This is a genomic window from Pontibacter anaerobius (assembly GCF_026241195.1).
In the GTDB taxonomy this organism is placed as follows: domain Bacteria; phylum Bacteroidota; class Bacteroidia; order Cytophagales; family Hymenobacteraceae; genus Pontibacter; species Pontibacter anaerobius.
Window position 1 is genome coordinate 152,692 of record NZ_JAPFQO010000004.1, and the last position, 25,903, is coordinate 178,594.

At 49.6% G+C, this 25,903-nt stretch carries 22 protein-coding genes and 1 pseudogene; 12 read left to right on the forward strand and 11 right to left on the reverse strand.

Annotated features, from left to right (window positions below):
• Positions 1-100 precede the first annotated feature (100 nt).
• The 7 genes and pseudogenes from OO017_RS08110 (at position 101) to OO017_RS08135 (ending at position 6,863) form a co-directional block, all read left to right on the forward strand.
• Positions 101-721: a mechanosensitive ion channel protein MscS gene (locus OO017_RS08110; protein ID WP_266051970.1), complete on the forward strand. Its 621-nt coding sequence runs from the start codon at positions 101-103 to the stop codon at positions 719-721.
• A 40-nt stretch (positions 722-761) separates the two neighbouring features.
• Positions 762-1,040: pseudogene (locus OO017_RS19990) on the forward strand (DoxX family protein); the annotation flags it as partial.
• 109 nt (positions 1,041-1,149) lie between these two features.
• On the forward strand, positions 1,150-1,227 hold the full coding sequence (locus tag OO017_RS19995) for a hypothetical protein (RefSeq protein WP_369426423.1): 78 nt from the start codon (positions 1,150-1,152) through the stop codon (positions 1,225-1,227).
• 724 nt (positions 1,228-1,951) lie between these two features.
• Positions 1,952-3,709, forward strand: coding sequence for a M14 family metallopeptidase (locus tag OO017_RS08120; protein ID WP_266051972.1), 1,758 nt, complete (start codon positions 1,952-1,954; stop codon positions 3,707-3,709).
• Positions 3,710-3,927: 218 nt separating this feature from the next.
• Positions 3,928-5,475, forward strand: a complete 1,548-nt coding sequence (locus tag OO017_RS08125) for a SulP family inorganic anion transporter (RefSeq protein ID WP_266051973.1) — start codon at positions 3,928-3,930, stop codon at positions 5,473-5,475.
• Positions 5,476-5,536: 61 nt separating this feature from the next.
• Positions 5,537-6,172: a carbonic anhydrase family protein gene (locus OO017_RS08130; protein ID WP_266051974.1), complete on the forward strand. Its 636-nt coding sequence runs from the start codon at positions 5,537-5,539 to the stop codon at positions 6,170-6,172.
• 10 nt (positions 6,173-6,182) lie between these two features.
• Positions 6,183-6,863 carry a TetR/AcrR family transcriptional regulator gene (locus OO017_RS08135; RefSeq protein ID WP_266051975.1) on the forward strand — a complete coding sequence of 227 codons (681 nt, stop codon included), beginning with the start codon at positions 6,183-6,185 and terminating at the stop codon, positions 6,861-6,863.
• Positions 6,864-6,926: 63 nt separating this feature from the next.
• Here OO017_RS08135 and OO017_RS08140 read toward each other — a convergent pair whose 3' ends face one another.
• Positions 6,927-7,823: a PhzF family phenazine biosynthesis protein gene (locus OO017_RS08140; RefSeq protein WP_266051976.1), complete on the reverse strand. Its 897-nt coding sequence runs from the start codon at positions 7,821-7,823 to the stop codon at positions 6,927-6,929.
• Between the two features lie 80 nt (positions 7,824-7,903).
• On the opposite strand from OO017_RS08140, the gene OO017_RS08145 reads away from it, so the two are divergent.
• Positions 7,904-9,175 carry a hypothetical protein gene (locus OO017_RS08145; protein WP_266051977.1) on the forward strand — a complete coding sequence of 424 codons (1,272 nt, stop codon included), beginning with the start codon at positions 7,904-7,906 and terminating at the stop codon, positions 9,173-9,175.
• A gap of 92 nt (positions 9,176-9,267) precedes the next feature.
• On the opposite strand, the gene OO017_RS08150 is transcribed toward OO017_RS08145, so the two are convergent.
• The 7 genes from OO017_RS08150 to OO017_RS08180 all read right to left on the reverse strand — a co-directional run bounded on the left by OO017_RS08150 (position 9,268) and on the right by OO017_RS08180 (position 18,646).
• Positions 9,268-11,781 carry an FAD-binding oxidoreductase gene (locus OO017_RS08150; RefSeq protein ID WP_266051978.1) on the reverse strand — a complete coding sequence of 838 codons (2,514 nt, stop codon included), beginning with the start codon at positions 11,779-11,781 and terminating at the stop codon, positions 9,268-9,270.
• Between the two features lie 16 nt (positions 11,782-11,797).
• The gene (locus tag OO017_RS08155) at positions 11,798-12,649 is read right to left on the reverse strand and encodes a class I SAM-dependent methyltransferase (RefSeq protein ID WP_266051979.1); all 852 of its coding nucleotides are present in this window, start codon (positions 12,647-12,649) and stop codon (positions 11,798-11,800) included.
• A 290-nt stretch (positions 12,650-12,939) separates the two neighbouring features.
• Positions 12,940-13,416, reverse strand: a complete 477-nt coding sequence (locus tag OO017_RS08160) for a Dps family protein (RefSeq protein ID WP_266051980.1) — start codon at positions 13,414-13,416, stop codon at positions 12,940-12,942.
• Positions 13,417-13,557: 141 nt separating this feature from the next.
• A complete protein-coding gene (locus tag OO017_RS08165; RefSeq protein ID WP_266051981.1) occupies positions 13,558-14,868 on the reverse strand; it encodes a DUF885 domain-containing protein in 1,311 nt (436 codons plus the stop codon).
• 127 nt (positions 14,869-14,995) lie between these two features.
• Positions 14,996-16,231: a DUF6438 domain-containing protein gene (locus OO017_RS08170; RefSeq protein WP_266051982.1), complete on the reverse strand. Its 1,236-nt coding sequence runs from the start codon at positions 16,229-16,231 to the stop codon at positions 14,996-14,998.
• A gap of 814 nt (positions 16,232-17,045) precedes the next feature.
• Positions 17,046-17,459 carry a Dabb family protein gene (locus OO017_RS08175; protein ID WP_266051983.1) on the reverse strand — a complete coding sequence of 138 codons (414 nt, stop codon included), beginning with the start codon at positions 17,457-17,459 and terminating at the stop codon, positions 17,046-17,048.
• A 101-nt stretch (positions 17,460-17,560) separates the two neighbouring features.
• A complete protein-coding gene (locus OO017_RS08180; RefSeq protein ID WP_266051984.1) occupies positions 17,561-18,646 on the reverse strand; it encodes a Gfo/Idh/MocA family protein in 1,086 nt (361 codons plus the stop codon).
• A gap of 74 nt (positions 18,647-18,720) precedes the next feature.
• Between OO017_RS08180 and OO017_RS08185 the strand changes: the two genes are divergently transcribed.
• Entirely contained in the window at positions 18,721-19,233 is a 513-nt protein-coding gene (locus tag OO017_RS08185) for a cupin domain-containing protein (protein ID WP_266051985.1), read from the forward strand.
• Positions 19,234-19,355: 122 nt separating this feature from the next.
• Positions 19,356-20,819, forward strand: a complete 1,464-nt coding sequence (locus tag OO017_RS08190; protein ID WP_266051986.1) for a PQQ-dependent sugar dehydrogenase — start codon at positions 19,356-19,358, stop codon at positions 20,817-20,819.
• A 105-nt stretch (positions 20,820-20,924) separates the two neighbouring features.
• On the opposite strand, the gene OO017_RS08195 is transcribed toward OO017_RS08190, so the two are convergent.
• The 3 genes from OO017_RS08195 to OO017_RS08205 all read right to left on the reverse strand — a co-directional run bounded on the left by OO017_RS08195 (position 20,925) and on the right by OO017_RS08205 (position 24,084).
• A complete protein-coding gene (locus OO017_RS08195; RefSeq protein ID WP_266051987.1) occupies positions 20,925-21,509 on the reverse strand; it encodes a DUF3267 domain-containing protein in 585 nt (194 codons plus the stop codon).
• Between the two features lie 24 nt (positions 21,510-21,533).
• Positions 21,534-23,333 carry a cellulase family glycosylhydrolase gene (locus OO017_RS08200; protein WP_266051988.1) on the reverse strand — a complete coding sequence of 600 codons (1,800 nt, stop codon included), beginning with the start codon at positions 23,331-23,333 and terminating at the stop codon, positions 21,534-21,536.
• 112 nt (positions 23,334-23,445) lie between these two features.
• A complete protein-coding gene (locus tag OO017_RS08205; protein ID WP_266051989.1) occupies positions 23,446-24,084 on the reverse strand; it encodes an HAD family hydrolase in 639 nt (212 codons plus the stop codon).
• A gap of 51 nt (positions 24,085-24,135) precedes the next feature.
• On the opposite strand from OO017_RS08205, the gene OO017_RS08210 reads away from it, so the two are divergent.
• Both OO017_RS08210 and OO017_RS08215 read left to right on the forward strand, forming a co-directional pair.
• Positions 24,136-25,131 carry an ABC transporter ATP-binding protein gene (locus OO017_RS08210; RefSeq protein ID WP_266051990.1) on the forward strand — a complete coding sequence of 332 codons (996 nt, stop codon included), beginning with the start codon at positions 24,136-24,138 and terminating at the stop codon, positions 25,129-25,131.
• A complete protein-coding gene (locus tag OO017_RS08215; RefSeq protein ID WP_266051991.1) occupies positions 25,131-25,901 on the forward strand; it encodes an ABC transporter permease in 771 nt (256 codons plus the stop codon). The genes OO017_RS08210 and OO017_RS08215 overlap by 1 nt, the downstream gene beginning before the upstream one ends.
• The last annotated feature ends 2 nt before the right edge of the window (positions 25,902-25,903 follow it).

Consider the following 25,903-nt stretch of genomic DNA (forward strand, 5'->3'; position numbering starts at 1 on the left):
TAACAAAAAGAACTAATTTGTATCTGCTGCTAATATACTACAACCTGCCGCAGCGCATCAAGGTTTATTAATATTTAATAACCTAGACGATGAAAATTACATGTTGAGAAATATAATTTACGCAGTATTGTTGGGGGCGGGTATGGCGGCCTGTCTCTCCCAAAACGATAAACAGGAGGATGCACCCGAAGACACCTCAGAAGACTTTATACTTGCAGACACTGCAGATGACTCAGAAGCCACCCCTGCCCCTGCACTGTTTGTCGTAGGGAAACAGCACGTAGGCAACATAAAAATCGGCATGCCGATAGAGCAGGTACGGCAACATGTACCCGACGGCTTCGCCATAAAAGACACGACCTTGCGGTTGGAGGGTATGCAAAGCACGGCCTATGTCTTGCACCCCAAGGATAAGCCCAAGGGAATCCTGGTAGAGCAGCAGTGTGAGCAGCAGGAATGTCGTGTCTGGCGCATCAGCGTGCTCAGCCCTGATTTCAGAACAGGCAAAGGTGTAGGAGTTGGCTCAAAGTATGGCGAGCTGCAGAAAGCCTACTCCATTCGCACTGTTACCTTTGAAGAGGGGAACTTAGTTGCCCTTGCCCCAGCGGCTGGTATGAGTTTTATGTTAGACCATAGCAGCTTGCCGACAGATCAGCTTCCTATTTTAAACGCCTCCACTGTCCCGGCCAACGTGTTGGTTCGTAAAATCTTAATATATTAGCCTGTTGCTATGTTAAAGTAAAATTCCTATACTTGCCCTTATGGGTATACTTCGCTCCAGTTACAAATCAAAAAACTTTGGGTTGCTAGTCCTCCGGGTGAGTATTGGCGTCATGTTTATACTTCATGGATGGCCGAAACTGAACGGTGGCCCGGAGCGCTGGGAGGCGATCGGGCAAACGATGGAGCTATTCAGCATTGGCGTAGCGCCGGTATTCTGGGGTTTTATGGCAGCTTTTGCCGAGGTAGTGGGCGGTGCATTGCTGATCATGGGCATGCTGTTCCGTCCCGCTGTATTCCTGCTCCTTATTACAATGGCCGTGGCAACTGTCAAGCACGTGCTTGGAGGCGATGGTTTCGGGGGGTACTCTCATGCCTTAGAAGCGGCTTTTCTATTCCTTTCGTTGCTGTTTATCGGCCCTGGCAAGTATAGCTTCGATCACAAGTTCCTGCAAAAAGACAAAAACCGATCCCGTCGGTATTTCGCATAAACTAACCTTTTTCTAAGAAGTAGAAACAGAAAGAGACGCAACGCCAGCGTCTCTTTCTGTTTCTGCTGTTCTTATTTTCGTGTTCCGTATTTAGAGGCATGGGTTTTGCATTATCATGTGTTGTGGCAGTAGTTCACGGTCCACTTCCACTGCCCCTCCTTGTCAAAGGAGGGGAGCTATACTTAACGCATAGCAAAGGCAGCGGCTATCGTACCTGATCCCAGTCCTTGGGTTGAGCGCCTTGTAAATTTCCGGTGACGAACGCAGTGAGACATTGCGACGTCAGGAGCAAAGGAAATGTACACCGCGCGATGCCCTTCATCGAGGGCCCCTACCCCCAGGACGAGGCCTCCCGGCCTTGAGGGCACCACTGCCAGAGATGCAACGGTGGGCTTGTAAGACTGAGGATAAACGGCAGAAATAACAGATTGCTTGGTTCCAGTTGCAGGAAGCAGCGGCTAAATTCTTAATGGACAGGTATGAAGTATAGCAATGTAATAGGTATTCGAGCCAGTTGCGTTACAAACCCAACTTCATAAAAAGTATACAAGTCTGAAGACTGGCGCCTAAAGGCGTATAAACCGGAAAGTGTAGGTATGCGATTTAGTAAATCCGCAGCGGATATTTTCCGGACAAAAGGACCAGAACAACAGCTGGAGTAACCAATTTCTATTTTTTTTAACCCGCTAACTCCCCATAATTCCTTATCATTGCCTATTGATCTTACGCTAAATCAAACCATGCTAACCTCCTTACTACTTGCTGCGCTACTAAGTACCGGCGCACCCGACAAAGACAAGCCCACTTTAAAAACGCCCTTTGAGCAAGGGAACGGCAACCAGACAGCCACTTACGACGAAGCCATAAAATGGTACCAGCAGCTTGATGCGGCTTATGACGAAGTTAAAATGATGCCTTATGGCACTACGGATGTAGGCCGCCCGCTGCATCTGGTCATCGTCTCCACTGACAAGGATTTTGACCCGGCCTCCATCAAACAAAAGGACAAACGTGTCCTGCTGATTCAGAACGGCATCCACCCGGGCGAACCGGAGGGCATTGACGCCACCATGATGCTGGTGCGCGATTACCTACAAGACAAAAAGCGGCGCAAGCAGCTGGATAACGTGGTGCTTGCCGTAATCCCAGTATACAACATCGGCGGGGCGCTTAACCGCAACAGCCACACCCGCACCAACCAGAACGGGCCCGAGGAATACGGCTTTCGGGGCAATGCCCGCAACCTGGACCTGAACCGCGACTTCATCAAAACCGACTCGCGCAACGCCCAGACCTTCCACGAGATTTTCAGGGAGTGGGACCCGGACGTGTTTATGGACAACCATACTTCCAACGGAGCCGATTACCAGCACGTGATGACCTTGATCGCCACACAGCACAACAAACTGAACCCTGGACTAGCCAAGTACCTGAACGGGAAAATGGTGCCAACGCTTTACGAGGGCATGAAGCAGGATAAGTTTCCGATGGTGCCTTACATGAACACCGTGGAGGAGACGCCGGATAAAGGGATCATCGGTTTCATGGAGTCTCCCCGTTATGCCACCGGCTACACCGCCCTGTATAACACCATTGGCTTTGTGCCCGAAACACACATGCTGAAGCCGTTTAACCAGCGCGTGCAGGCTACCTACAAGCTGATGGAGAATATGATCGAGACGGTGCACCGCGATGCCGACGAGATAGGCAAACTGCGCCAGCAGGCAAAGCAGCAGACGCTTGCTCAAAAGCAGTTCCCGCTGAACTGGCAGCTGGATACAACCAAAGTGGCGCAGATCCCCTTCCTTGGTTATGAGGCAAAGTATAAGCCGAGCGAAGTGAGCGGACTGGAGCGCCTGTACTACGACCGCAAATCACCGTACAGCAAAAAAATAAATTACTACGATGAGTTCACGCCTACCGTGGCGGTGGAAAAGCCAGTGGCCTACATTATTCCGCAGGCCTGGCGCGAGGTGATTGACCGACTGAAGCTGAACAAGGTGCAAATGCAGCAACTGCAGCGCGACACAACCATCACCCTCGACACCTATTACATTACCGATTACAAAACGGGCCAGCGCCCATACGAGGGGCATTACCTGCACTCGGATGTGAAAGTGGAGACGAAGCGCATGCCGCGCCAGTTCTACAAAGGCGATTATGTGGTGTACCTGAACCAGGAGGCCAACCGCTTTCTGGTAGAGACACTGGAACCGCAGGCCGTGGACTCCTACTTCAACTGGAACTTCTTCGACGGGATCCTAATGCAGAAAGAGTATTTCTCCAGCTATGTGTTTGAGGACCTGGCCGCCGATTACTTGAAGAAAGACCCTGAACTGCGCAAAAAGCTGGAAGAACGCAAAAAGCAGGATCCGGCATTTGCCAAAAGTGCCCGCGCCCAACTGGACTTTGTCTACAGAAACACGCCGCATTACGAGTACACGCACCAGATGTACCCTGTGGGCCGCCTGATGCAGGACGTGAAACTGCCGCTGTAACGTATAGTCAAGTATAAAGTATAAAAGCCACCTTTCCGGGTGGCTTTTATACTTTATAGTGGGAACAAATTTAAACAGCTTGATTACAGAAGAGTACCTTCTCCACTAAAAACCATACCCTTACTAAAAGTTATGTTGCAAAACAGAAAAAATATAATCTACTTTGAAACCCAATAGTATTACTATTGTTAAAGAATAAAATACTTTAGCATAGAATTATGATTAGCCTTAAAGAAATTAAACACGACCTGCCGGCAGGCATTGTAGTTTTTCTGGTAGCCGTACCACTTTGCCTGGGTATTGCCATGGCATCTGGTGCGCCACTTTTCTCAGGTATCATCGCGGGAATTGTTGGTGGTATTGTAGTTACTCTTATCAGTGGTTCTCAACTGGGCGTTAGTGGCCCGGCTGCGGGTCTGGCTGTTATCGTATTGCATGCCATACAGGACTTAGGCAGCTTTGAGGTGTTTCTTTCTGCTGTAGTCTTAGCCGGTGTTATTCAACTGGTACTAGGCTTTTTGCAGGCCGGAAGTATTGGCTACTATTTCCCAACATCAGTTATAAAAGGGATGCTGGCCGGTATTGGTGTCATCATCATCCTGAAACAGATTCCGCATGCATTCGGGTATGATGAAAACTTTGAGGGTAACTTACACTTCCTGGAACCGCAGGGCGGAACTACATTCTCCGAGATCTTTAAGGCCATCAACTACATTACACCAGCAGCTGTTGTTATCAGTGTTTTATCGCTGTTTATCTTAATTTTTTGGGAACAGGTGCTTGCTAAAAAAAGTAGAGTTTTCCAGCTGATACAAGGTCCGCTTGTAGTTGTTTTGTTAGGCATTGCACTCAATGTTGTGTTCGATAATTTCTTCCCGCAGCTAACCTTACGCGATAACCACCTGGTCGTGCTTCCTGTCGCAGATAGTATTGGCGGCTTCTTCACTTTGTTTACAGCACCAGATTTTAGCAGGGTTTTAAGCTACGAGGTACTGTTTTTAGCAGGTACTCTTGCAATAGTAGCAAGCTTAGAAACATTGTTATGTTTGGAAGCAACCGATAAACTGGACCCATACAAGCGCATAAGCCCCGCTAACCGTGAGTTAAAAGCACAAGGTGTGGGTAACATTATCTCTGGTTTGATCGGTGGTTTGCCCTTAACTCAGGTAATTGTAAGAAGCTCAGCTAACATACAGTCTGGTGGCAGAACTAAGTTATCGGCCTTTATTCATGGCCTGCTTATACTTATCTGTGTTATGGCCATACCAAATGTGCTTAACATGATACCGCTGGCAAGTTTGGCAGCCATACTTTTAATGGTAGGCTACAAACTAGCTAAACCTGCATTGTTCAAGAGCATGTATCGCAATGGCATGATGCAGTTTCTGCCATTCGTAGTTACCATTGTGGCCATTGTGTTTACCGACCTGCTTACAGGTATCGGTATAGGTATGGCAGTAGCGATTTTCTTTATACTCAAAAACAGCTACCAAGTATCCCACTTCATGCACAAAGAAAAATCAGTTGAGGGTGGCGAACTATACCATATGGTGTTGGCAGAAGAGGTGACTTTTCTGAACAAGGGCAACATTCTTCGTACCTTAAGAAAAGTACCTGAGGGAGCCGAATTGGTAATTGATTATACCAAGTCAGCAGTTGTGGACCACGATGTTAAGGAACTGATAGAGGACTTCAGAGAGACAGCTCATACCAAAAACATAAGGCTGACCATCCATGAGTTACAGGAGGAAGAGCTTAAAGTATAATAATAAGTATAGTATCATATAATAATAAGTATAGTATCACCTAACACATAATTCTAAATTAATGAGAACCCAAACAAAAGAAACACAGGCACAGCTAACCCCACAAAAGGCGATTGAAATACTTGTTGAAGGAAACAAGAGATTTGTAAACAACCTGAAAGCAAACCGTAACCTGCTACAGCAGGTAAACGAGACATCTACAGGACAGCATCCATTTGCTATTATCCTTAGCTGCATCGATTCCAGAACCTCTGCTGAACTGATCTTCGACCAGGGGCTAGGTGATATCTTCAGTGCCAGAATTGCTGGAAACATCGTAAACGAAGATATACTTGGAAGTATGGAGTTTGCCTGCAAAGTAGCCGGCTCTAAGCTAATTGTAGTGCTTGGCCACACCAAGTGCGGTGCTGTTAAAGGTGCCTGCGACCATGTAGAAATGGGTAACCTAACAAGTTTGGTGAAGAAAATTGAACCATCTGTAAATGCTGTTGAAACAGAGGGCGCCAGAAATTCTTCAAATGCCGAGTTCGTAGAAAAGGTAGCTGAGACAAATGTGCACAAAATGCTTGATGAAATTCAGGAAAAAAGCCCTATACTTAAGGAGATGATAGAGCAGGGTGAGATTGGTATCATAGGCGGTATGTATGATGTAGAAAACGGAGCCGTTGAGTTTTACGAGCACACGTTTAATAAATAAGACACAACGCATGAGGAGTTTGCTGGCAAACATTAAGATCAAAGTTGACGAGAAAGTATACCTGAAAGACCCTGAAAGCTCTGTTAAAGGGCAGCAAATCATACAGAACAGTATACTTCTTATCGATGAACTTGGTCTTGAGTCGTTTACTTTCAGAAAGCTTGCTGAGAAAATAGGAACCACAGAGGCCACTATTTACAGGTACTTTGAAAGTAAGCACATGCTGCTGGTATACCTTATATCCTGGTACTGGAACTGGCTGGAGTACCGCTTGGTGTTCGCCACAAGCAATATAGCCTCGCCAGAAGACAGGTTAAGAATTGCCATCCACATCTTATCTGGTAAGATAGAAAACGATATGGACTTTGCGCACATCAGCGAGGTGGTGCTACAGCGGATAGTGGTGGCGGAGTCTTCTAAAGCTTATCTGACTAAAGAGGTAGATACAGACAATAAACATGGGTTCTTTCTGAGCTATAAACGCCTTTGCAAGCGAATTTCCAGCATCATACATGAAATTAACCCCGACTATAAGTATCCAGACTCCCTGATTTCTACGGTAGCGGAAAGTGCCCATTACCAGATTTTCTTTTCGCAGCACCTGCCTTCGCTAACTAACATTAATGATAGCAAGCATAGCGAACTCGAGGAGTTTCTGACTGACCTGGTGTTTAAGGCTATCACAAAATAGTTACTTTAACCGAGGTATAAATAAAGCAGCAAGGCCACCTTTTGGGTGGCCTTGCTGCTTTATTTATACTTCAATTTCTCCGGTTAAGTATGTTACCGCCTTACCGGTAATCTTTACTCTGTCTCCGTCTAGTTCGCAGGTAAGGTTGCCCTGGCGCCTGGAGAGTTGCTTTGCTGTAAGTATAGTTTTATCTAATTTCTGGCTCCAGTAAGGTGTAAGCGTAGTATGCGCAGAACCGGTTACAGGGTCTTCATTTATACCCACATTCGGGCAAAAGAACCTTGACACAAAGTCTACCTCATCACCGGGCGCTGTCACGATCACACCTCTCCCACCTGCACGCTCTACTAATCTGAAATCCGGGACTAGCTCCTCTATGTCCTGCTGAGTCGGGTATAGCAGTAAAAAGTCGGTTTTGCCTTTATAAGCTGCTACTGGTGCTTTATCCAGGGCCTCTACCAACACCTGCGGCGTATCTATCTCAGAAAGTGTATCCACCGGAAAGTCCAGTGTAAGTTCTTCGCCTTGTTTTGTAACAGTCAGCTGGCCACTGTTGCGCGAGTGAAGCACAATCTTATTTGAAGGATGGTCATAATAGCGGAACAACACATAGGCAGCTGCCAGCGTGGCGTGGCCGCACAGATCTACCTCTACTGTTGGCGTAAACCACCGTATTTCGTAAGAATCGCCTTTCGGTACTACAAAGGCGGTTTCGGCCAGGTTGTTCTCAGCGGCTATTTGCTGCATGACATCATTCTCGAGCCAGGCATCCAGCACGCACACGGCGGCAGGGTTTCCGCCAAACACTTTGTCGGTGAAGGCATCCACCTGGTATAGTTGTATCTTTTTCAATGTGATAGAATCTAAGGTTTGTATCTGTAGTACTAAGGTATGAAAAAAGCCATTCCTGCCATACTTTATACGCTGTAGCATCAGCATAATCATACTTCTGAAAAACATAGTAGCGATGTGGTTTATACTTAGCCAACAGCTGAACCATAGCATGTTATCAAAGTAAAACAAAGTATAAAAGTAGAACTATGGAGTTACCTAAAGGATTTGAGCAGATGATGGACTTCGGCTTGGTAGAAGCACTGCTTGGCCGACGTTCGCGCCGTTTTTTTATGGGTGCCGAGATACCGGATGGGGTTTTCACCTACAAATCCAAACATGCGCCGGTGCCGCTGTCGGAGCTGGAGAAACTGTTGGTGGTAGCGGCCTGTGCCGGCAACACCAGCTGGCACCACATGATCTACAGGGCTGAGCGCTACGCGCCGCACCTCTCTAACTACGCAGGTGCCGCCGGGGGCCGCACCTTTCCCTCTGCCGCCGGTTTCCATACCAGCATGACTTTTTTTACCGATGATGAGGGTGTTTATGTCCTCGACAACCGCGATGCCCCGGCCTCCGCTGAGCGTGATAATGAGGGAAAGCTGAACCTGGATGACGTGGTAAGCGCCCTGAAAAGCCAGGTAAAGAAACTGCAGGATGGCCGTGTGGGCGTACCCTGTGAGGTTCCCTACGTGGAGGCGCATAATACATGGGTGGTAAACAAGCCCGGCACTTTGCTGGTGATGCCTGTGGGGGATTTATCGCAGCATGTGCTGCTGGCCATCTGCTATATGTTACAGAACGGCATGGTGCTCACCGACAATATCAACAAGCGCCCCATACCCGGCATAGAGAAGTACAGCCACCTGGCCGACCCGCAAAATGTATGGCCAATCACGTTTCTGGAGCAATGGTCGATGGCGGAGCTGACGGCGGAACTGAGCACCAGTTGCTATGCCGGAGCCCTGATGCTGCAGGCCATGGGGCTCGGCGGCTGGATGTTCAACGGCATTGATCCCTTCAGTATGCTGGGCGCCAGCGGCAACCCTGACGTGCCGGGGCTGGGCTTCCGGTTTGATACGAACGATAACTGGCCCTACCCCAACCCCACCGGCTTACAAGGCGTGATGGAAGGCTACTGCCCGCCGCACTTCGCCGATATGCGTGCCGCCGTGGATGCCGTCTGCGAGCGCAAATTTGGCAAAGGAGGTCCTTTTAATTCTGGCACCCCCGGCCCCTGGAAAGAATCAGCAAAAGTACGTAGCGCGGCAGAGGAGCACCCGGAGGTCTTCAGGGAATGTGTGGCACTGCAGGCGCAGTATATCTACGACACGTTTGGTAAGTTCCCGGGCACTGTGCCTTCCATCTTCACTATCATGTACCTGCAGGCCCACCACCTCGACCTGGAGTTTTACGATAAGTTTTACAAGCCAGGGGCATACCTTAAAACACATGCGGCGCATATGGGAAGTTGGCATTAGGAAGTAACAAGAGCAAGCCTGACATTTGGTGCTACCGCCAACCAAGGTGTAGCGTAGACACTTTGTTTTATGTGCCTTAGCAACTGGTAGCATCAATAATCATACATATGCTCTACTTCGATGTGGTTGCTTGCTGCGTAGCTAAGGAAGGGCAACAACTCTTTAACTTGCAACAAATAAACGATTCTTTTCGCATTAGGCTTCGTTACAACACGTGACTCATACAGCCTATCAACCTGATCGAAATCGACGCTTTTTAAATTATCCACTAACACAGAAACGGCAATTTCATCATTGCCTCCAATTTCGATTATTTCAAAGTTTGTGTTCTTTAACTCTAACAGTGTACTCGTGAATACCCCCCAGCGAGGTATACTTATGATCTTCTTGTCATCCAGCGCTTTTATGATTTTGATGCCCATCCCCTCAGTTGGTCCTTCACCTGCAACCAACAGGTAAACATCTGTAACAGGAGTTTCGTAACTGCTCTTTGCAGCCCATTCAATTAACTGGGCATAACCCGCCTTAAAAGTAAATTCTAACGTAAAAAACAATGCCCTTTCCCATTTCCTGAGCCAATTGGCTTCCGATGCATCGGAGACAGTCCATACTTTACCTACCCAGGGCATAAACTCAAACTCGTACCAGGCGGTATCATAGATAAAATCGCTGTAGGCCCGGTGAGCTTGTATGATTGTCTTTTCTTCCTCAGACAGGGATCTATTTGAGAACCAGCTGAAAACCCTTCCGATGGTGTTCTCATAGATCATTTTGCCTGCGTACTCCATCGTTATACTTACCCCTATCACCTGAAGCATCGTATTGTATTCCTCATTTTCCGGGTATGCATCCGACACAAGTTTCATGGAGCGGTCATAAAGTCGCCAGTACTCATCAATAGAAGCATAGAAAGGGAAATCGGAGGGATTGTTTCCTTCCTGCAGAAAATCAGCATACTCTTTCGGGTTGAAAACCAGGTACCACTCCGGAACAGTCAGGATTGTCTGCTCTTCTGCCCTGTAATATCCATTGATAGCCTCTCTTTCTTTGGCAAGCGTATTGGTTACATAAGGGTTATACTTATCCAGAAGCTTGTTGGTAAAACGATGCACTGGATCAAGCTTGTTTTTAACTTCAAAGTATTTACCTGAATTCGGATAGCCTTTCTCAAACTGCGCTGCCGAGGCATGGGGCTGGTACGGCAAATACCATGTTCCGTTTTCGCTCAGGATAGCATCGGTCATCTCAAGAGTCCACTGCTTTACAGTCTCCTTTGATGCCTGGTCAGTACCTTGCTTGTAGTAAACAACGAAGGCAAAAACCTCCTCATTTGCCCATGAAAGAAAGGATGCTGTATCGGGGTAAGCATGCCTCAAGGAGACATTCATAACATTCACCTCATACTTATCGAAGACAGCCTTCATTTTAGGCACGAAGGAGTTTATGCGGTTTACCGGAATAAAGTACTCCTGCAGCACATACGTCTCATCTTCCCTGGACACAGGCTCCAGCTCTTTTACATCGTAGCTTGCTTCCTTATTTCTCCAGGTTACCTTTTCAGTACTGTAGTTGATCGGGTCGATAACGCTTCTTCTCACCCACTTCCCAAAGTCGCCCCACGATACTACCTCTACCAGGTTTTGCTCCAGCCAGTAATTTTCATCTTTTGATGTGAAGCGCTCGGAGTCGGTTAAGGGCTTGTCGCTTTCTTTCCACGACACAACATTCACATAGTCGTAGTCAGGCGGGTACAAATCCCCGTTCTGGAAAATTACTTTTTTGTCGTTCCTGATGTTGTTGTTGAAGTACTGGTGATATTCCTCAACCTTTACTAACTGGGTGTGGCGCTCCACCTTTACATTATCCGTCAGCTGCAAAGTGGCCTCAGCTATAACACCCACTCCACCGTACCCACCAACGGCTGCATTAAACACGTCTGGGTTCTCGCTCCGGCTCGCCGTGATTATTTCTCCGCTTGCTGTTATGATCTTTAAGCCTACCACAGAGGATATTATCGGGCCATGGCCGATGTACCTACCATGGCAGTTTACGGACAGAGAACCGCCTACCGTAAAATTGGCATAGGTCTGCATAATTTTGACAGAGAGATCATACGGATCTATCACATCCTGTAAGTCTCGCCAGGTGATGCCGGGCTGTACGGTGATCTGCTTTGTAACAGTATCCAGTTTGATGACTTTGTTGAACTCCCTTGTATCGATGTGCAGGCTGTTCTCATACCCGGTCTGCCCACCCATGCTAAACTTCCCACCACCAATAGAGATCGGGCCAGAAGTTGCCTGTATTGCCTGGATTAGTTCTTCATTCGTGTGCGGCTTTATGATCTTATTCACCTGAATGGGATTAATGACCGTAACATCATTGATCCGTTTATTGGCCAACACTTTATTGTAGTTAGCGTCTCCGGATGTCTTGACCAGCGCAACCACAAACAGTACATAAGCAATAAAGCCATAGAACGGAATGGCATATCGCTTCTTTCGGCTTATGTGGAGTAGCAGGCGTTTTGCAGATACCAGCAGAGTCTTTACTAGTACTACTACCTTTGTTAACAGGTAGTAGACCAGGTTAATAAGTCGTTTCATTAAATGGGGATACTCGTTATACTTTTGTAAACATCATCAGCGCATTCTTGGTAGGGTCGCCGTCCTGGAAAAGGGTTCTTTTGTCAAACTTAAAACCCAGGTTCTCCACGAATCCGCAAATAAAATCTAAGGAGTAGAAGTTGCGCACTTCCTTGCTGTTGTACTCCCAGGTTTCGTTCGTTCCCATGTTAAAGACATCATGAGCAAGCGCGACCAATGTTTTCTGGTTTTCTGTATCACAGTCGTGGTCTCTCAAAATCAATTTGCCACCTACCCGCAGGGTTTCTCTGATAGAGGAGATAAACGAGGTTCGTAACTCTATGGGGCAATGGTGGAACCCGATATAAACGGTTACCAAATCAAGGCTTTCCCGGGGAATAACACGGGCATAATCGGTGCGGTAGTCGGCTAACGGCAGGTATGTAGCGCCTATACTTATTTGCCCCCTGTCTACCATTTCGGTAATAGCATAACCAGGCTCTTTTCCATCCGCATAGTATCTTTCACCCTGTATTTCCATGGTTTCTTCCAGGTAGTCCAGGTATCTGCCTGAGGAACCGATTTCCAGGTATCCTTTGAAAGAGGAACCCTCACCCAACAGTTCGGCTGTCTGCTTTGCCATTTCATCCTTTTGCTTGAAGAGGGCCGGCAACTGGTATCGGAAGGTGGAGAAGAAAGGGGTGATGCCGTTTAGCCTGGATTGAGCCCCTAAGTATACTTCCCTGTCATAAACCTTTTGCTTTGTGGTTTCAGCTATAAGTTGATGAAGATTATCCTCAGGGTATAGGTTAAAGATATTCTTGAGGAATTTGTAGAACTCACGCTTTAGCTTACTATTTGAGTAAATAGTCTTGAAGTTGGTTCTCACTTCAGAAAGCGTGTTTACAACACTAAGAGGAAACATCTTTAATGGAAGAGCAACCAGTAGCATTGTTTTCATGAAGAAACGTCTTCGCATTCTCTTTGTAAATTGATGTTAACAAATGCCTTTTACCAAACGAAACCTTATGGGCGGTTGAATGGATATGGAATATCGAATATACTATATTGTATTGATTTGATATTATACATCCAGGGAATAACCATTAAAAATCCTATAAACAAGAAAGCCACTCCTTCAGGAGTGGCTTTTCGGTTCTACCAAAGTATAAATCTACATTACTCCCGCAGGTAAGCCGAATACATCCACACCAGCTTCTCCTGCTCGCGGATGTAGTCGCTCATTAGGGCGTTGGTGCCTTCATCGTCGGCCTCGGCAGACAGGGCCAGCAGCTCGCGCTCTGCTTCAATCAGCACTTTAAAGCCGTTCAGCACCTCCCGCACGGCCTGGTCGCCATCCGACACATCGGCCACCTCCTTTATGGTAGCATTCTCCAGGTATGCCGTAAAGGAGTGAAAAGGGGTGTGTCCCAGCGTCAGGATACGTTCCGCAATCTCGTCTATCTTAATAACAGCATCACTGTAAAGCTCCTCAAATTTGGCATGCAGCTCAAAGAACTTGTTGCCCGATATGTTCCAATGGAAGCCCCGCGCATTGATATAAAAGAGCTGATAATCGGCTAGCAGCGTGTTAAGCTTGTCGGCCAGGTGCGCTGCCTTTTCAACATCAATGCCTATCATGTTCTTAGTTGCCATAGTTTTATTTTGTTTTAGATAAAACATCCTGTACAAGTATAAAGATAGCCTGCTGCTACTCTACCGCAAATGACTAAAGTCACTCATGGCCATACTTATTCTTAGTATACGGCTACGGCTCCTGAAGAAAGCGAACGGCGGCTAATTTAGCATGGAGGCGGTGTACGGGTTTGACAACAGTTCTTCGAACAGTTCCCAGCGCTTCTCCGGATTATCGTCGGTGTCGCCGTTGGCTTCGATGTAGTTGCGCACCAGTTGCTGGCCCAGGTTATAGTTAATCACGTAGCTGCGGTACTTATCCATAAAACGGGTGCGCTGCAGGGCCCGGTCTTTCTGGTAGAGGTTATACTTCACCAGCATGTCGGCGGCCTGCTCGCGGCTTATTTCACCGTTAAGGTAAAGCCGTGCCGCCTCGTTCCCGGCAAAGTCCAGCTGGCTGATCTTCTCTAGGATGCTGTCGTAGCGTTCGGCTTCGGCTGGGTCCAGGCCGGCCAGCGGAAACAGCACTTCCTTCTCGAACTTCAGGCGCTCCTCTGCCGGGAAAGCCACCTCAATGCCGTAGTTGGCGCTGCCCTCAGCAATCAGGCTCTGCGGGCTGAACAGCGGATAGATGGCGTATTCTTTCCAGCCTTTCTTGTTGACAAGGTTTTGCTCCAGCAGCGCGTTAAACACATGGTGGCCCGGGTAGCCCTCGTGCGAGGCCAGGTCGATGGCGCGTTCAATGTAAATCGGGAAGTCGGTGTTGATCTGGATGAGGCTGTAGCCGTTGCCTTTGTAATAGTTGTAACCCGACCAGGCCTTATCCGTCACGAACTCCATCTTGAAGCTCTCCTGCTCCGGCAACTTATAGTGCTTTTTGGTGCGGCTTCGCGCTTCGGCAATGGCGGCTTTAAACACTGTGTCCAGCCTGGCTTTTGGTATCTCAAATTTGGCCCGGTAGGCATCCCAGCGCTCGGTTATACTTCCCTTGCCCGGCAGCTCCTTGTCTATGGCGGCCAGTATGGAGTCGAAGTGAGCCAGCTCGTAGTGCGGTGGCTCCGCATCGTAGAGCAGTTTTGCTTCCTCATCAAACGGCAGCTTTTTGCCCTGCATCATCTCCACTTTGGTAATGGCGGCCAGCACCTGCTTCTTAAACATGGCCAGGCGGCGTTGCTCATCGGCAGGCAGTTCGCTGGCATCCTGCGCCTCCAGCTGCTCCTGAATCGCTCGGAACTCGGCCAGGAACTTCTCTGCCGGAAGCGAGTCTTTGGCGGTCTCGGTTGGCTTCCACTCCTCCGGTCCGTAATAGGCATCCACTATATCGCCGTCATACTGGCCCAGTTTGAGCAGGGTTTTTACGTAGCGTTCGGCCAGTTGGTCCATGTTGATGGCTGCACTGGCGTTCTCTGTATCTTTTTGCGGGGAGGAACAGGCCCAGAAACCCAGTACCAGCAGCAAAAGCACTTTTTTCATAGTAGGTGATTTTTGTTTAAGTATGATTATGCTAGCAAGATAAGGTTTTTGGGGTGAAAGAGACTTTTTCTGTTATAGGATAGCCTTACTATATAATTGCTGTACATCCTTGCCTATCGTTATAAAGCTAGTGTGGCACATTTTGCCAACATTCTTCTGCCTCTGCTACCATATCAGATTCTTCGAAATTCACATCGAAAAAGTTGAAGCCAATATCAATCGTAAGAGGTTTTTCACCTTCAAAGGTAAAGGTGTATAACTGCCCGTCAGTTGTCACTGACTGCAACTCATGCTGTTTTCTAGATTGTAAACTATCTGATGCTTCGTAGGCATAAGTAGTTACATGATAGTTTCTCCAGCATTTCATTTCAAACCTTTTACGAGGAGCTTTGTCAGTCTTATAGCCAGTTCTCAAATAATTCCAGAGCAAAAAACTCTCAGACGGTTCAAGCGTCAACACTTTACCAGCTTTCATGAAACCTAATAAATTATAAGCTAAAGGTGTTGCCTGATCCCATGCATTGACTTCTTCTAAATCGATTTGCTGATGAAGGAAGCGCAGGGGGATGTGAGCCCACACAAGCTCTTTAGGACCAGAGTTACCATAATCCCGGATCGTTTTATAAATCTTGCCGTCTTTCACGAATGTAACTAATATCGTCTCCATATGATGTTCGTCACTTTCGAACTTAGCTGGTATACTATTTACCGCGGCTCTTCTATAGTTATCCTGTAGTTCAGAATACAGTTTAGTGGATATGGAGCCCAAGTATATCCCCTCTTTTGTAGTGAAGTATTCTCCTATAAAAGACATTTTTCCTTCAGGAGTGACCATAGTGTTGGTTACAGGGCATCTACCATAGCAACCCAAAGTTGACAGAATGATGGCATCGAAAGTAGGGATTGTGTCTAAATTATAGTATGCTCTTCTATAAAAATATATTCCTTCTTTACCTTTGATAGACAAGGTATCATTTCTTAGGTAGTTGATAGCGAGATTTTCCCATGTGGAGTCCGCAGGATTATAAATTTTGAGAGAGTCGCCTGAAATATTAAATTTTGTTCTGCTTCCTAAGTAGTGGATTTTCAAACGACCATTAGGGGTGTCACCTTCGGCAGGTGCTACTTTATAATACCCTTGCTTGTTTTCGGTCTCACCATTAGCATAGAACGTGTAACCTTTCGGTATATAATCTTCCGAAAAGTAAACTCCATTTGAGAGGCTACTGCTTTTAGACTCCACCGGCACCCAATCTCCAATCAGTTGCTCCTGCAGCTGCCTCTCCTGCCCTGTTGGCCTATCCTTTTTTGCATTGCAAGCAAATAGCAGGATGAGCAATAAGTATGATAGGATGTTCTTCATGTGTAGAGTGGCTTGTTTTAAAAGTATGAAAATAAAAGCACAAGCAATTAATTAATTTGAGTAATTGCCTGCGTTGTCGGGTACAACCAATCATGACTCCTTCGATTAACCCACCCCTAGAGCTACACTCGCTAGCTCAAAACTCTCGTTTAGGCTAGTTCAGAGGGGGGGGAGTTTCGCAGTACCGGTTCCAACCACCCCTACCCCTCCTTGACTAAGGAGGGGAGTTTTCGGCAGGTGTAAACCCACCCCTAACCCCTCCGAGGAGGGGAATTATACTTGTTCCATAGCAAAGGCAGCGGCTATCGAATCTGATACCAGTCTTTCCGTTGAGCGCCTTTGGAGTTTTTCCGGTGCCGAGCGGGAGCGAAGGCAGCCCGAAGCACGAGGGCAGGAAAAGCTCCCAGCGCGATGCGGGAAGACGAGCCCTCCCGGGCTGGAGGGAGCCAAAGCCGGAGATGCAACGAGTCGCTTGTAAGACTGAGGATGAACGGTGGCTAGGAAGGATAGCTTGGTTCAAGTTATAGGTAGCAGCGGCTATCGAAATATAAAAGGACAAGTATAAAGTATGGCTCACTTGGATTTGGAAAACCGCGGCAGAAAGGTTCCGGACAAGTGTGTCCGGAACAGCAATTGTAAGAAAGTATAACCCAAGTATAAAATATGGCTTTGCAAGCCAGTCGAGTTACAAACTCGACATCATTAAAAGGCACGAGTTGCAAACTCGCGGCAGCAACAGAAGGTATCATTTCAGGATACCCTGAAAGCTTTCGGGGCGCCTGCGGCGACACAAGTACAAACAACCATACTTCCCCTACATATCCACCGAATCATACACGATCACCTTCGACCAAAGGTGCGAATAGTTCTCCACGAACTTCAGGTGGATGGGGTGCTTCTGGTATACCTCCTGCTGCTCCAGGTTGTCAAAAAATAGCAGCCAAGACACGGCATAGCCACGCTCTATCACGTCGCGGTTGGTGCTGGCAGGTACGCCGATGCGCGCCAGGCGGATCTCCTTGATCGCTTTCAGCGTGTTCAGTCCTTCTATCAGCTTGGCCTTGTCTTCTTCTGAGTCTGGGTTGTTTAGCCAGAAGTATACGTGGTGCACAAAATCGCCCTTCGGCTTTTTATGCATGCTGCCCATAAGCGGCAAAGCACCCAGCATGCCGGCAAAAGATAAAAAGGTACTGTTTCCGAGAAATGATCTTCTTGTTAGCTTTTTCATTTTGTCTTGATCTGTAACATATTTGAAACCTGTAATCGCTGTGGTGCTGCAACAGAACCAGGCGTTTCTTTAATACCTATGACCTAACACTGGCTTTTGCATTAAATAAGCGACACCACCCGCCCCGTCCGTACTGACTCATCACAGGCAAACGCGATCCGCAGGCTGTTCACCGCATCCTGGATATGCGCTGTCAGGTCCATATCGTGCTGAATGGCTTTCAGGAAGTAGCGCTGCTCGCGGTTGCAGAGTTCCTGGTGGTCCGGCTCATCTTCCAGGTCTATCCAGCTGTCATCCTGCAGAAACTGGTTATTCCCATCCAGCCCCGCGTGGTGCACCCGGAGCGCCTCTGTTTTGGTGTGCGCGGCAACGGCATCCGACTTACCGGCTCCGCCCGCCTCCCGCGCCACGATCGACACCGACCCTTTCGGGCCGATCACATCTTTCACAAAAAAAGCGGTTTCGCTCATCATCGGCCCCCAGCCGGCTTCATACCACCCCACCGAGCCATCCTCGAAACGGATCTGCAGTTGGCCATAGTTGTAATTGTCTTCCGGTATTTCGTCGGTCAGCCTTGCCCCGATGGCGCTCACCTGCACAGGCCTGGAGCGCGTCATCTGGCACATCACATCAATGTAATGCACACCGCAGTCCACGATCGGGCTCAGACTTTTCATCAGGTTGCGGTGCACCGTCCACATGTAGCCATGGCTCTGCTGGTTCAGGTTCATGCGCATCACCAGGGGCTTGCCCAATCCCTGGCTTAGGGTAACAAAGCGCTCCCAGGAAGGGTGATGGCGCAGAATGTACCCGACCACCAGTTTCTTGCCTGCTCTTCTAGCTGCCTCCGCCACGCGCTCGGCACCTGCCACAGAGTCAGCCAGGGGCTTTTCGAGAAACACATGGCAGCCCTGCTCCAACGCCCTGATGGCAAAGGCCTCATGGGTATCGGGGTAAGTGGAGATACAGACGGCCTCGGGTCGGGTAACCTGCAGGGCCTCCTCAAAGTCACTGAACAGGGAGTAGCCGCCGCCCAGCTGCTGGTTCAGCGCCTCTTTGCTGGCGCCGGTAGACACCAGTCCGCAGATCTCGAAACCATCCAGCGTGTGGTAAGCCAGGGCATGCGAAGCCCCCATGTTCCCGCAACCTACCACCAGTATGCGCAAAGGCGCTGTTTTATCGGCCATTGTATGTATTGATTTATACTTTGCTTTAACCTTTAAAGCGTGCGACGTAATACTTCAGTATAAATATAGGAATTATGACGAAACAAACCTCAACCCCTCACTTCCTTCAGCCCCACGGCAACATACCAAACAACCAGCAGCTGCCCCTGCTGGTGTATCAGCAGGTTTTCGGGCAAAGCGATGACCTGGTAAATCAATTTAAAGAAACTTTTAAGCAAAACAACTGGCGCGGCAGCTGGGTGAACGGCGTATTCGATTACCACCACTACCACAGCAGATCGCATGAGGTGTTGGGTGTGGCGGCTGGCTCAGCTGTGCTTATACTTGGCGGACCGGCCGGCAAGGAAGTTGAGGTGAAAGCCGGTGACATGCTGGTGCTTCCGGCCGGCACAGGCCATTGCCTGAAGTCCTCTGCTTCCGGTTTTAAAGTGGTGGGTGCCTATCCCGTCGGCCAGGAGAACTATGACATCTGCACCGAAAAAGATGACCCGCAGGAGAAGAAAAAGAGCATAGCGCAGGTTGCGTTGCCTACGAGCGATCCGGTTTTTGGAGCCGATGGTCCGCTGCTGCTACACTGGAAGTATTAAGTGCAAGTCTACTTGTATCCTCCACCCAAAACTACCTGTACTGCTTAACAGCGTATACAGAGAATCCGGAGAGAGCGCTATATTTGTTAAAAACTATACTTTACCATCGCACACAGAAACTCATGAAAAGAACCTCATACCTCTATACGTTACTGGTAGCCGCCATACTTGCTTTGGGCAGTTGCAGCAGCACTTCCTCCCCTAACGCCACCACCGATGCCGGTGCCAATGCCGTAGCCTCGGCGGCTGCACCGGAGGCCGGCCTGCAGAGCGCCAAAGCATCCTATATCAGCTACTGCTCCGGCTGCCACGGCGAGGAGCTGGAGGCTTTCGCTGACCGTAAGTGGAAGCACGGCAGCTCCGACGAAGACCTGTTCAAGGCCATTAAGCACGGCTACCCTGACGAGGGCATGCCCGCTTTCGACGAGACTTTTACCGATGAGGAGATAAAAGGGCTTGTTGCCTACATCAAAGAAGGCATTAAGGAGGTGAAGGCCTATGATTTTACCGAAGAGAGATCCCAGGCGGCGGTGCAGCAGTCCGAAGACCTGAACTTTCGGCTTGACACGGTGGTAACCGGCCTGGATGTACCCTGGGGTATGGCTTTTCTGCCACAAGGCGAGATGCTGATAACGGATCGCTCCGGTGTGCTTTACCGCTTCACGCAGAAAAAGCAGTTGCAGGAAATAACCGGAGGGCCGAAGGTGCTGGCGCAAGGCCAGGGCGGATTGCTGGATGTGGAACTACACCCTAATTTTGCTAAAAACAACATTATTTACCTCTCCTACTCTGCTTTTAAAGAAGAAGGGGGAAATACGCTCTCTACCACAGCCGTGATGCGCGCCAAACTGGAGGGCAACAAACTGACGAACCAGCAGGTGATTTTTGAGGCGCTGCCTTACTCCAGAACCCGCCACCACTACGGCTCCCGCCTGGAATTTGGCCGCGACGGATATATATACTTATCGGTGGGCGACCGCGGCAACCACGATGAGAACCCACAGAGCCTGGAGCGCGGCCCGGGTAAGGTGCACCGCATAAAAGACGACGGCAGCACACCGGCAGATAACCCATTCGTGAACCAGGCAGGCGCCGTGGCAAGCACGTACTCTTATGGGCACCGTAACATACAGGGAATGGTCCTGCACCCTCAAACTGGAGAAATCTGGACGCATGAGCACGGCCCAAGAGGCGGCGACGAGGTGAACGTGCTGGAGAAGGGCAAAAACTACGGCTGGCCGGTTATCTCCTACGGCATCAACTACAACGGCACCGTGCTGACGGAGCTCACGAAGAAAGAAGGCATGGAGCAGCCGCTGCATTACTGGGTGCCCTCCATCGGCCCGTCCGGTATGGCTTTCGTAACCGGCGATCGCTACAAAGGCTGGGAAGGAGATTTGATGGTAGGCTCCCTTCGCTTCCAGTTCCTGAGTCGCCTGATGATGGATGGCAACAAGATACTTGGCGAAGAAAAACTGCTGAAGAACATAGGCCGCGTGCGTGATGTAAAAATGAGCCCGGATGGCTACCTGTATGTGGCAGTAGAAAGCCCCGGTCTGATCTACAGGCTGGTGCCGGTAGAGTAGTTTATACATTGAAGAAAGCAGGAAAGCCGCAGACATTTGAAGTATCTGCGGCTTTCTTGTTTAAATATATTTCTACACAAGTGGTACATCACCCTTGAATAAGGCTTAAATTCTACTGTATACATAGCACCCGATTTTATCGGGGTGGTCCTGCACCAGGTCGGAGGATTTGGCGTGTCGGAGCATCCAGAGCACCAGCAGGTCGCCGGAGGCGGCAATGGAGAAAAGCAACCCGAAGAGGAACAGCAGCAGGTTACCCGTAGCCACACCGGCCAGTGCAGGCATCAGCCCCATCACAAGCCCGGGCATAACGCCTCCGAGTATGTAGGCGTGCAGCGGCAGCACTTCCTGGCAGTGGCAATAGGGCGTAAGGTAGCGCCAATGCACGCCATAGGAAATGGACTTGACACCACGCTTGCAGAAAATCGCCCAGGTAAGGCCATGCAGCAGCTCATGCACCACCGCCCCCAACACAAACACCAGCAGCATCAGGAAGGGGTAAAACAGTACAACTACACCTTGATTCCGCACAAATCCCTCCACTGCCCCGTAGCTGAACTGCTCCGGCCACAGCAGCATGTATGGCACCATGTACAGCACCAGAAGGGGCAGCATGAACACCAGCGCCTTCACATTGGCCTCGGCGGCGGTCAGGGTCAGCTCGGTTTCTTTATACTGCGCTTGCTGCATGTGTGCTTCCGAATGTAACAACCTCTACTTTCCTGATTTGAGCCCGGATTTGCGCTTAACCGCTTTGCCTCCTTTTTCAAACTGAATTGAACGCAGGTTAAACTCACCGCTTACTGCACGCACGCGCAGCACGTTCTTACCCTGCATAAGGGGCACGTTTTCGATATGAACGGCTTGCCAGTTCTCCGTACCACCTGTATTGGGCACAGCTATGGCTTTTGGCGTTTCAGTCCCGTTAGGCAGCACGGCTACTTTACCATTTTTATGATCCGCAGCTACCCACAGCCGCAGGTGGTAATTTCCTTTCTTTGGTACTGTTAGCGTATACTGCAGCCACTCCCCTTCCTCAAAACTACTTACATAGTAGCCATCAGGGCCATCTTCAATGTCCACTCCGTCGTTGCGGTACACATGGCCTTTGTTCCAAGGGGTGCGGCCGCCACCGGTTGAGATATAGTAATTGGCCGTGTCCTTATCAAAGTAGGCATAGCCGTTGCGGCCCAGGTCATAGTCCACCGCATGGAGAGTAGTGCCGGCTGTAACCGCATTAGAGTTGAAAGGTTTGGTTTCGGTAGTTTGCACCTGCCGGAACATGGCGTCCACCACACCCTTATGGTAAAGGCAGTTCTCCAGCTTCGTGTTCTCGGCCTGCTGCATCAGCGCCTGGTAGGCTTCGGCGGCTTCAGGCTTTGGCCCCTTACCTTTCCAGAAGTCCAGGATCTTCTGGTAGCCTGGGTCCACTTTTACCTCTAACGGGTTGTTAAAGCCCATCTTCTTCAGCGGCCACCAGCACCAGCCAATGCCATTGCGCTCTACCAGGCTAATGGCCTGCGTGAACCACACGTTGGAGTTCTCGCCTGTCTCGCCCAGCCAGATCGGCACGTTATACTTGTCCCGATGCTCCAGCCAGCCTTGTATAGCCTCCTGGTTGTTATAATTCCAGTACTTATGGAAGCTGAGCACCATGTTGTTATCCCAGGTTGGCAGCACGCCACTATAATTGTTGCCCCAGCAGTTTCCTTCAATAATGATGATGTGCTTTTGATCCACCTCCCGAATAGCCTTGGTTATATCCACCATCAGCTTGCGTAGCGGCTCGTTCTGCTTTTCGTTACAGCCATTCTTATCCGCAGGGTCGGTAAAGCCCCAGTTGGGTTCGTTAATGATGTCGTAGGCGCCCAGCCAGGGTTCATCGGCATAGCGCTCGGCCAGTTTGCGCCAGAGGGCAACGGTTTTTTGCTGGTTCTCCTCACTTTCCCACAGGGAAGGCAGGTTCGGGTCCCGGTCTGATATGTTGAGGTCGTTTCCCTGGCCGCCCGGCGCGGCATGCAGGTCCAGTATGAGGTACATGTTGTTGGCCTTGCACCAGGCCAGCAGGCTGTCAGTCATGGCGAATCCCTGCTCCAGCCATGTGTTCTGCCCCTTCACCGGCTCCTGCTCCACAGGCAAGGTATACAGGTTGTAGTGCATGGCCAGGCGCACAGAGTTAAAGCCCCAGGCCGCCATCGAATCAATATCCACTTTACGGGTATGGTTAGAAAGCCAGGCGCTGTAGAAGTCAGCTGTTTTCTCCGGGCCTATCAGCTCCTGTATCTTTGCCCTGATCACGTGCTGCTGCCCCGCCACATCGCCGGTACGCAGCATGTAGCCCTCCTGTAGCATCCAGCCACCCAGGCCCATTCCCCGCAGAATCACCTCTTCCCCTTGCCCGTTAACTATTTTCTTACCATCGGCTTTCAGGTAGCCTTGGGCGTTTGCATGTATGATGCTGATCCAGCCTAGTAAAAGGAGCAGCCAGGCCCGCGCGTGTAGTTGTTTTGCCATAGGTGATACAGAAGGTGAGTTGATGATCGTTTATGTTATTTGAAAGTATAAGATAGTTAAATCCGCGGTTTTGCCACAGTAATTTAGCTACTCTCCGGTGCAGTTGGCGCGCTTATGCCCGCACCAGTTCCTGCAAATCACTTAAGGTCTCAATCTGCTCCACCTCCGACTCTACCTCGCCAAAGCCGTAGCGGGCAAGTATAAACGGCACGCCGGCCTGTACACTGGCAGAGTAGTCGCCCTGGGTATCGCCAATGTAAACGGGCTGCTGCAGGTTGTGGCGCTGCACCACCGCCCGGATGTTCTCGCTCTTCGGCAGGCTCTGGTCGCCATAGCAGGCAATGTCGGTAAAGTAGGGCTGCAGGTCAAAATACTGCAGGAATGTTTCGATGTAGCCGCTCTGGCAGTTGCTCACGATAAACAATTTATACTTTGCCTGCAGCAGTTCCAGCGTTTCCTGCAACTGCGGGTACAACTCCCCGCCTTTCGCCTGCAGGTACTCCAGTTCTATCTTCGCGGCTGTTTCCTGCAGTTGCCGCCGCTGCTCCATGTTCAGGTTAGGGAATAGCTTTTGGTAGATGGCGTCGTACTGCATGCCAGCTATGTTTCGGATGTCCTGCCTTGTGAGGGTTAGGTTTACAAAATCGAACTGGGCGGCGGCCGCGTTCCAGGCGTCGGCAATGGTCTGGGTGGAGTCCCAGAGGGTGCCGTCCAGGTCAAAAATAAGGCCGTCGTACTGCGTATTTGCCATAGGTGATAGTGGTAAGTTCATCTGCAAAGGTACGCGTTTTAGCAGGGAAGTATGCAAATTACCCTCAGCGCCTGCCAGGAGAATAATAGCTTTATACTATACTTTGTGGCAGGATTTTCTAACTTGCTATACAATAAACACCCAAAGCCAGTGGCAGTTATACTTCAGACAGAGCAACTAAACAAGCGCTACGGCGGCATACAGGCCGTGGACCGGCTATCACTACAGGTGGAGCAGGGAAGCATTTACGGTTTGCTGGGGCCAAACGGCAGCGGCAAAACCACCACCCTGGGCATGGTGCTGGATGTGATCAGGCCAACTTCGGGCAGCTTTGCCTGGTTCGGCCAACCTGTTTCACGCACCACCAAACATCGCATCGGGGCGCTGCTCGAAACACCTAATTTCTATCCCTACCTCACCGCAAGGCGCAACCTGGAGATCGCTGCTGAGATAAAAGGCGTTGACCACAAACGGATTGCGCAGGTGCTGCACCTGGTGGGGCTGTCGCAGCGTTCGCATACTACATTCAAAGGGTTCTCGCTGGGCATGAAACAGCGGCTGGCCCTGGCTGCCACCCTCCTCAACGACCCCGAGGTGCTGGTGCTGGACGAGCCAACCAATGGCCTTGACCCGGAAGGAATAGCCGAAGTGCGCGAGCTTATACTTCAGATCGCCGCTCAGGGCAAAACCATTATACTTGCCAGCCACCTGCTGGATGAGGTGGAGAAAGTTTGTACTCATGTGGCGGTGCTGCAGAAAGGCATGCTCCGTGCTGAAGGCCGGGTTGACACCATCCTCTCAGCCAAAGACCAGTTTATTATCAGTGCCCGAAACCTGCCGCAGGTGCTGGAGGTGCTAAAGCAGCTGCCTTTTGTAGCAGCTTACCAACCTGAGGGAGAGGCGGTAAACCTTACCCTGAACGAGGGCTACGGCAGCGCAGACGTGAATAAAGCCATGTTTGAGGCTGGCGTGGTGCTGCAGCAACTCACGCTGCGACGAAAAAGCCTGGAGGCACAATTTCTTGAGATCATTAAAAGCCAAGCCTGATGAACCTGATCCGTGTAGAACTGCACAAGATGTTACCCTACCGCACAGTGTGGGCCATACTTGCCATTTTCGTGGTGCTGATGTTGCTCATACTTTACGCGGGCAGCGAGATCACCATCAACGGCCAGGAGTTAGGCGAACAGATGTACGACCTGCCCAAATTCTGGCAAATACTCGCTTATATCGCCAGTTTCTTCAACATGCTGTTTGGCGTGCTACTGATTGTGCTGGTAACGGACGAGTATACCTTCCGCACGCTGCGGCAACAGGTAATCGATGGGATGTCGCGGGCGGAGCTGGTGCTGGCCAAGTTTTATGTGGTGCTGGGGCTGGGCGCTTTCGCTACGGTTTTCCTGTTGGTGCTGGGTTTATACTTTGGCCTGCTGCACGGGCAAAACCACTCCGCAAACGCCGTATTTGGTCAGATCGACCACCTTTCGTACTACTATGTACAGACGGTGGGATACATGACGCTGGCCATGCTGTTTGGCTTCCTCATCCGCAAAAGCGGGTTGGCCATAGTTGCTTTTATCGCTTATACTATTGTTGTCGAGCCCATTATTCACTTTCGACTGCCAGATTCCGTGGATAAGTTTATGCCTGTTAAAGCACTCAAGAGCCTCACTCCAATGCCTGGCCAGGAGGTGCTGGACCAACTCACTACTCCCAGCGAGGCGCTCCCGCTTCCGTGGGCTGTGTTGATTTCGTTGGTATACATTGGCTTGTTTTGGTTTTTGAGCTATTTCACACTCAAGCTCCGCGACCTGTAAAC

What these genes read in the sequence shown, in the direction of transcription:
- OO017_RS08110 (WP_266051970.1), top strand. Translation starts at nt 101, where the DNA reads ATGTTGAGAAATATAATTTACGCAGTATTGTTGGGGGCGGGTATGGCG.
- OO017_RS08120 (WP_266051972.1), top strand. Translation starts at nt 1,952, where the DNA reads ATGCTAACCTCCTTACTACTTGCTGCGCTACTAAGTACCGGCGCACCC.
- OO017_RS08125 (WP_266051973.1), top strand. Translation starts at nt 3,928, where the DNA reads ATGATTAGCCTTAAAGAAATTAAACACGACCTGCCGGCAGGCATTGTA.
- OO017_RS08130 (WP_266051974.1), top strand. Translation starts at nt 5,537, where the DNA reads ATGAGAACCCAAACAAAAGAAACACAGGCACAGCTAACCCCACAAAAG.
- OO017_RS08135 (WP_266051975.1), top strand. Translation starts at nt 6,183, where the DNA reads ATGAGGAGTTTGCTGGCAAACATTAAGATCAAAGTTGACGAGAAAGTA.
- OO017_RS08140 (WP_266051976.1), bottom strand. Translation starts at nt 7,823, where the DNA reads ATGTTTTTCAGAAGTATGATTATGCTGATGCTACAGCGTATAAAGTAT.
- OO017_RS08145 (WP_266051977.1), top strand. Translation starts at nt 7,904, where the DNA reads ATGGAGTTACCTAAAGGATTTGAGCAGATGATGGACTTCGGCTTGGTA.
- OO017_RS08150 (WP_266051978.1), bottom strand. Translation starts at nt 11,781, where the DNA reads ATGAAACGACTTATTAACCTGGTCTACTACCTGTTAACAAAGGTAGTA.
- OO017_RS08160 (WP_266051980.1), bottom strand. Translation starts at nt 13,416, where the DNA reads ATGGCAACTAAGAACATGATAGGCATTGATGTTGAAAAGGCAGCGCAC.
- OO017_RS08165 (WP_266051981.1), bottom strand. Translation starts at nt 14,868, where the DNA reads ATGAAAAAAGTGCTTTTGCTGCTGGTACTGGGTTTCTGGGCCTGTTCC.
- OO017_RS08170 (WP_266051982.1), bottom strand. Translation starts at nt 16,231, where the DNA reads ATGAAGAACATCCTATCATACTTATTGCTCATCCTGCTATTTGCTTGC.
- OO017_RS08175 (WP_266051983.1), bottom strand. Translation starts at nt 17,459, where the DNA reads ATGAAAAAGCTAACAAGAAGATCATTTCTCGGAAACAGTACCTTTTTA.
- OO017_RS08180 (WP_266051984.1), bottom strand. Translation starts at nt 18,646, where the DNA reads ATGGCCGATAAAACAGCGCCTTTGCGCATACTGGTGGTAGGTTGCGGG.
- OO017_RS08185 (WP_266051985.1), top strand. Translation starts at nt 18,721, where the DNA reads ATGACGAAACAAACCTCAACCCCTCACTTCCTTCAGCCCCACGGCAAC.
- OO017_RS08190 (WP_266051986.1), top strand. Translation starts at nt 19,356, where the DNA reads ATGAAAAGAACCTCATACCTCTATACGTTACTGGTAGCCGCCATACTT.
- OO017_RS08195 (WP_266051987.1), bottom strand. Translation starts at nt 21,509, where the DNA reads ATGCAGCAAGCGCAGTATAAAGAAACCGAGCTGACCCTGACCGCCGCC.
- OO017_RS08200 (WP_266051988.1), bottom strand. Translation starts at nt 23,333, where the DNA reads ATGGCAAAACAACTACACGCGCGGGCCTGGCTGCTCCTTTTACTAGGC.
- OO017_RS08205 (WP_266051989.1), bottom strand. Translation starts at nt 24,084, where the DNA reads ATGGCAAATACGCAGTACGACGGCCTTATTTTTGACCTGGACGGCACC.
- OO017_RS08210 (WP_266051990.1), top strand. Translation starts at nt 24,136, where the DNA reads ATGCAAATTACCCTCAGCGCCTGCCAGGAGAATAATAGCTTTATACTA.
- OO017_RS08215 (WP_266051991.1), top strand. Translation starts at nt 25,131, where the DNA reads ATGAACCTGATCCGTGTAGAACTGCACAAGATGTTACCCTACCGCACA.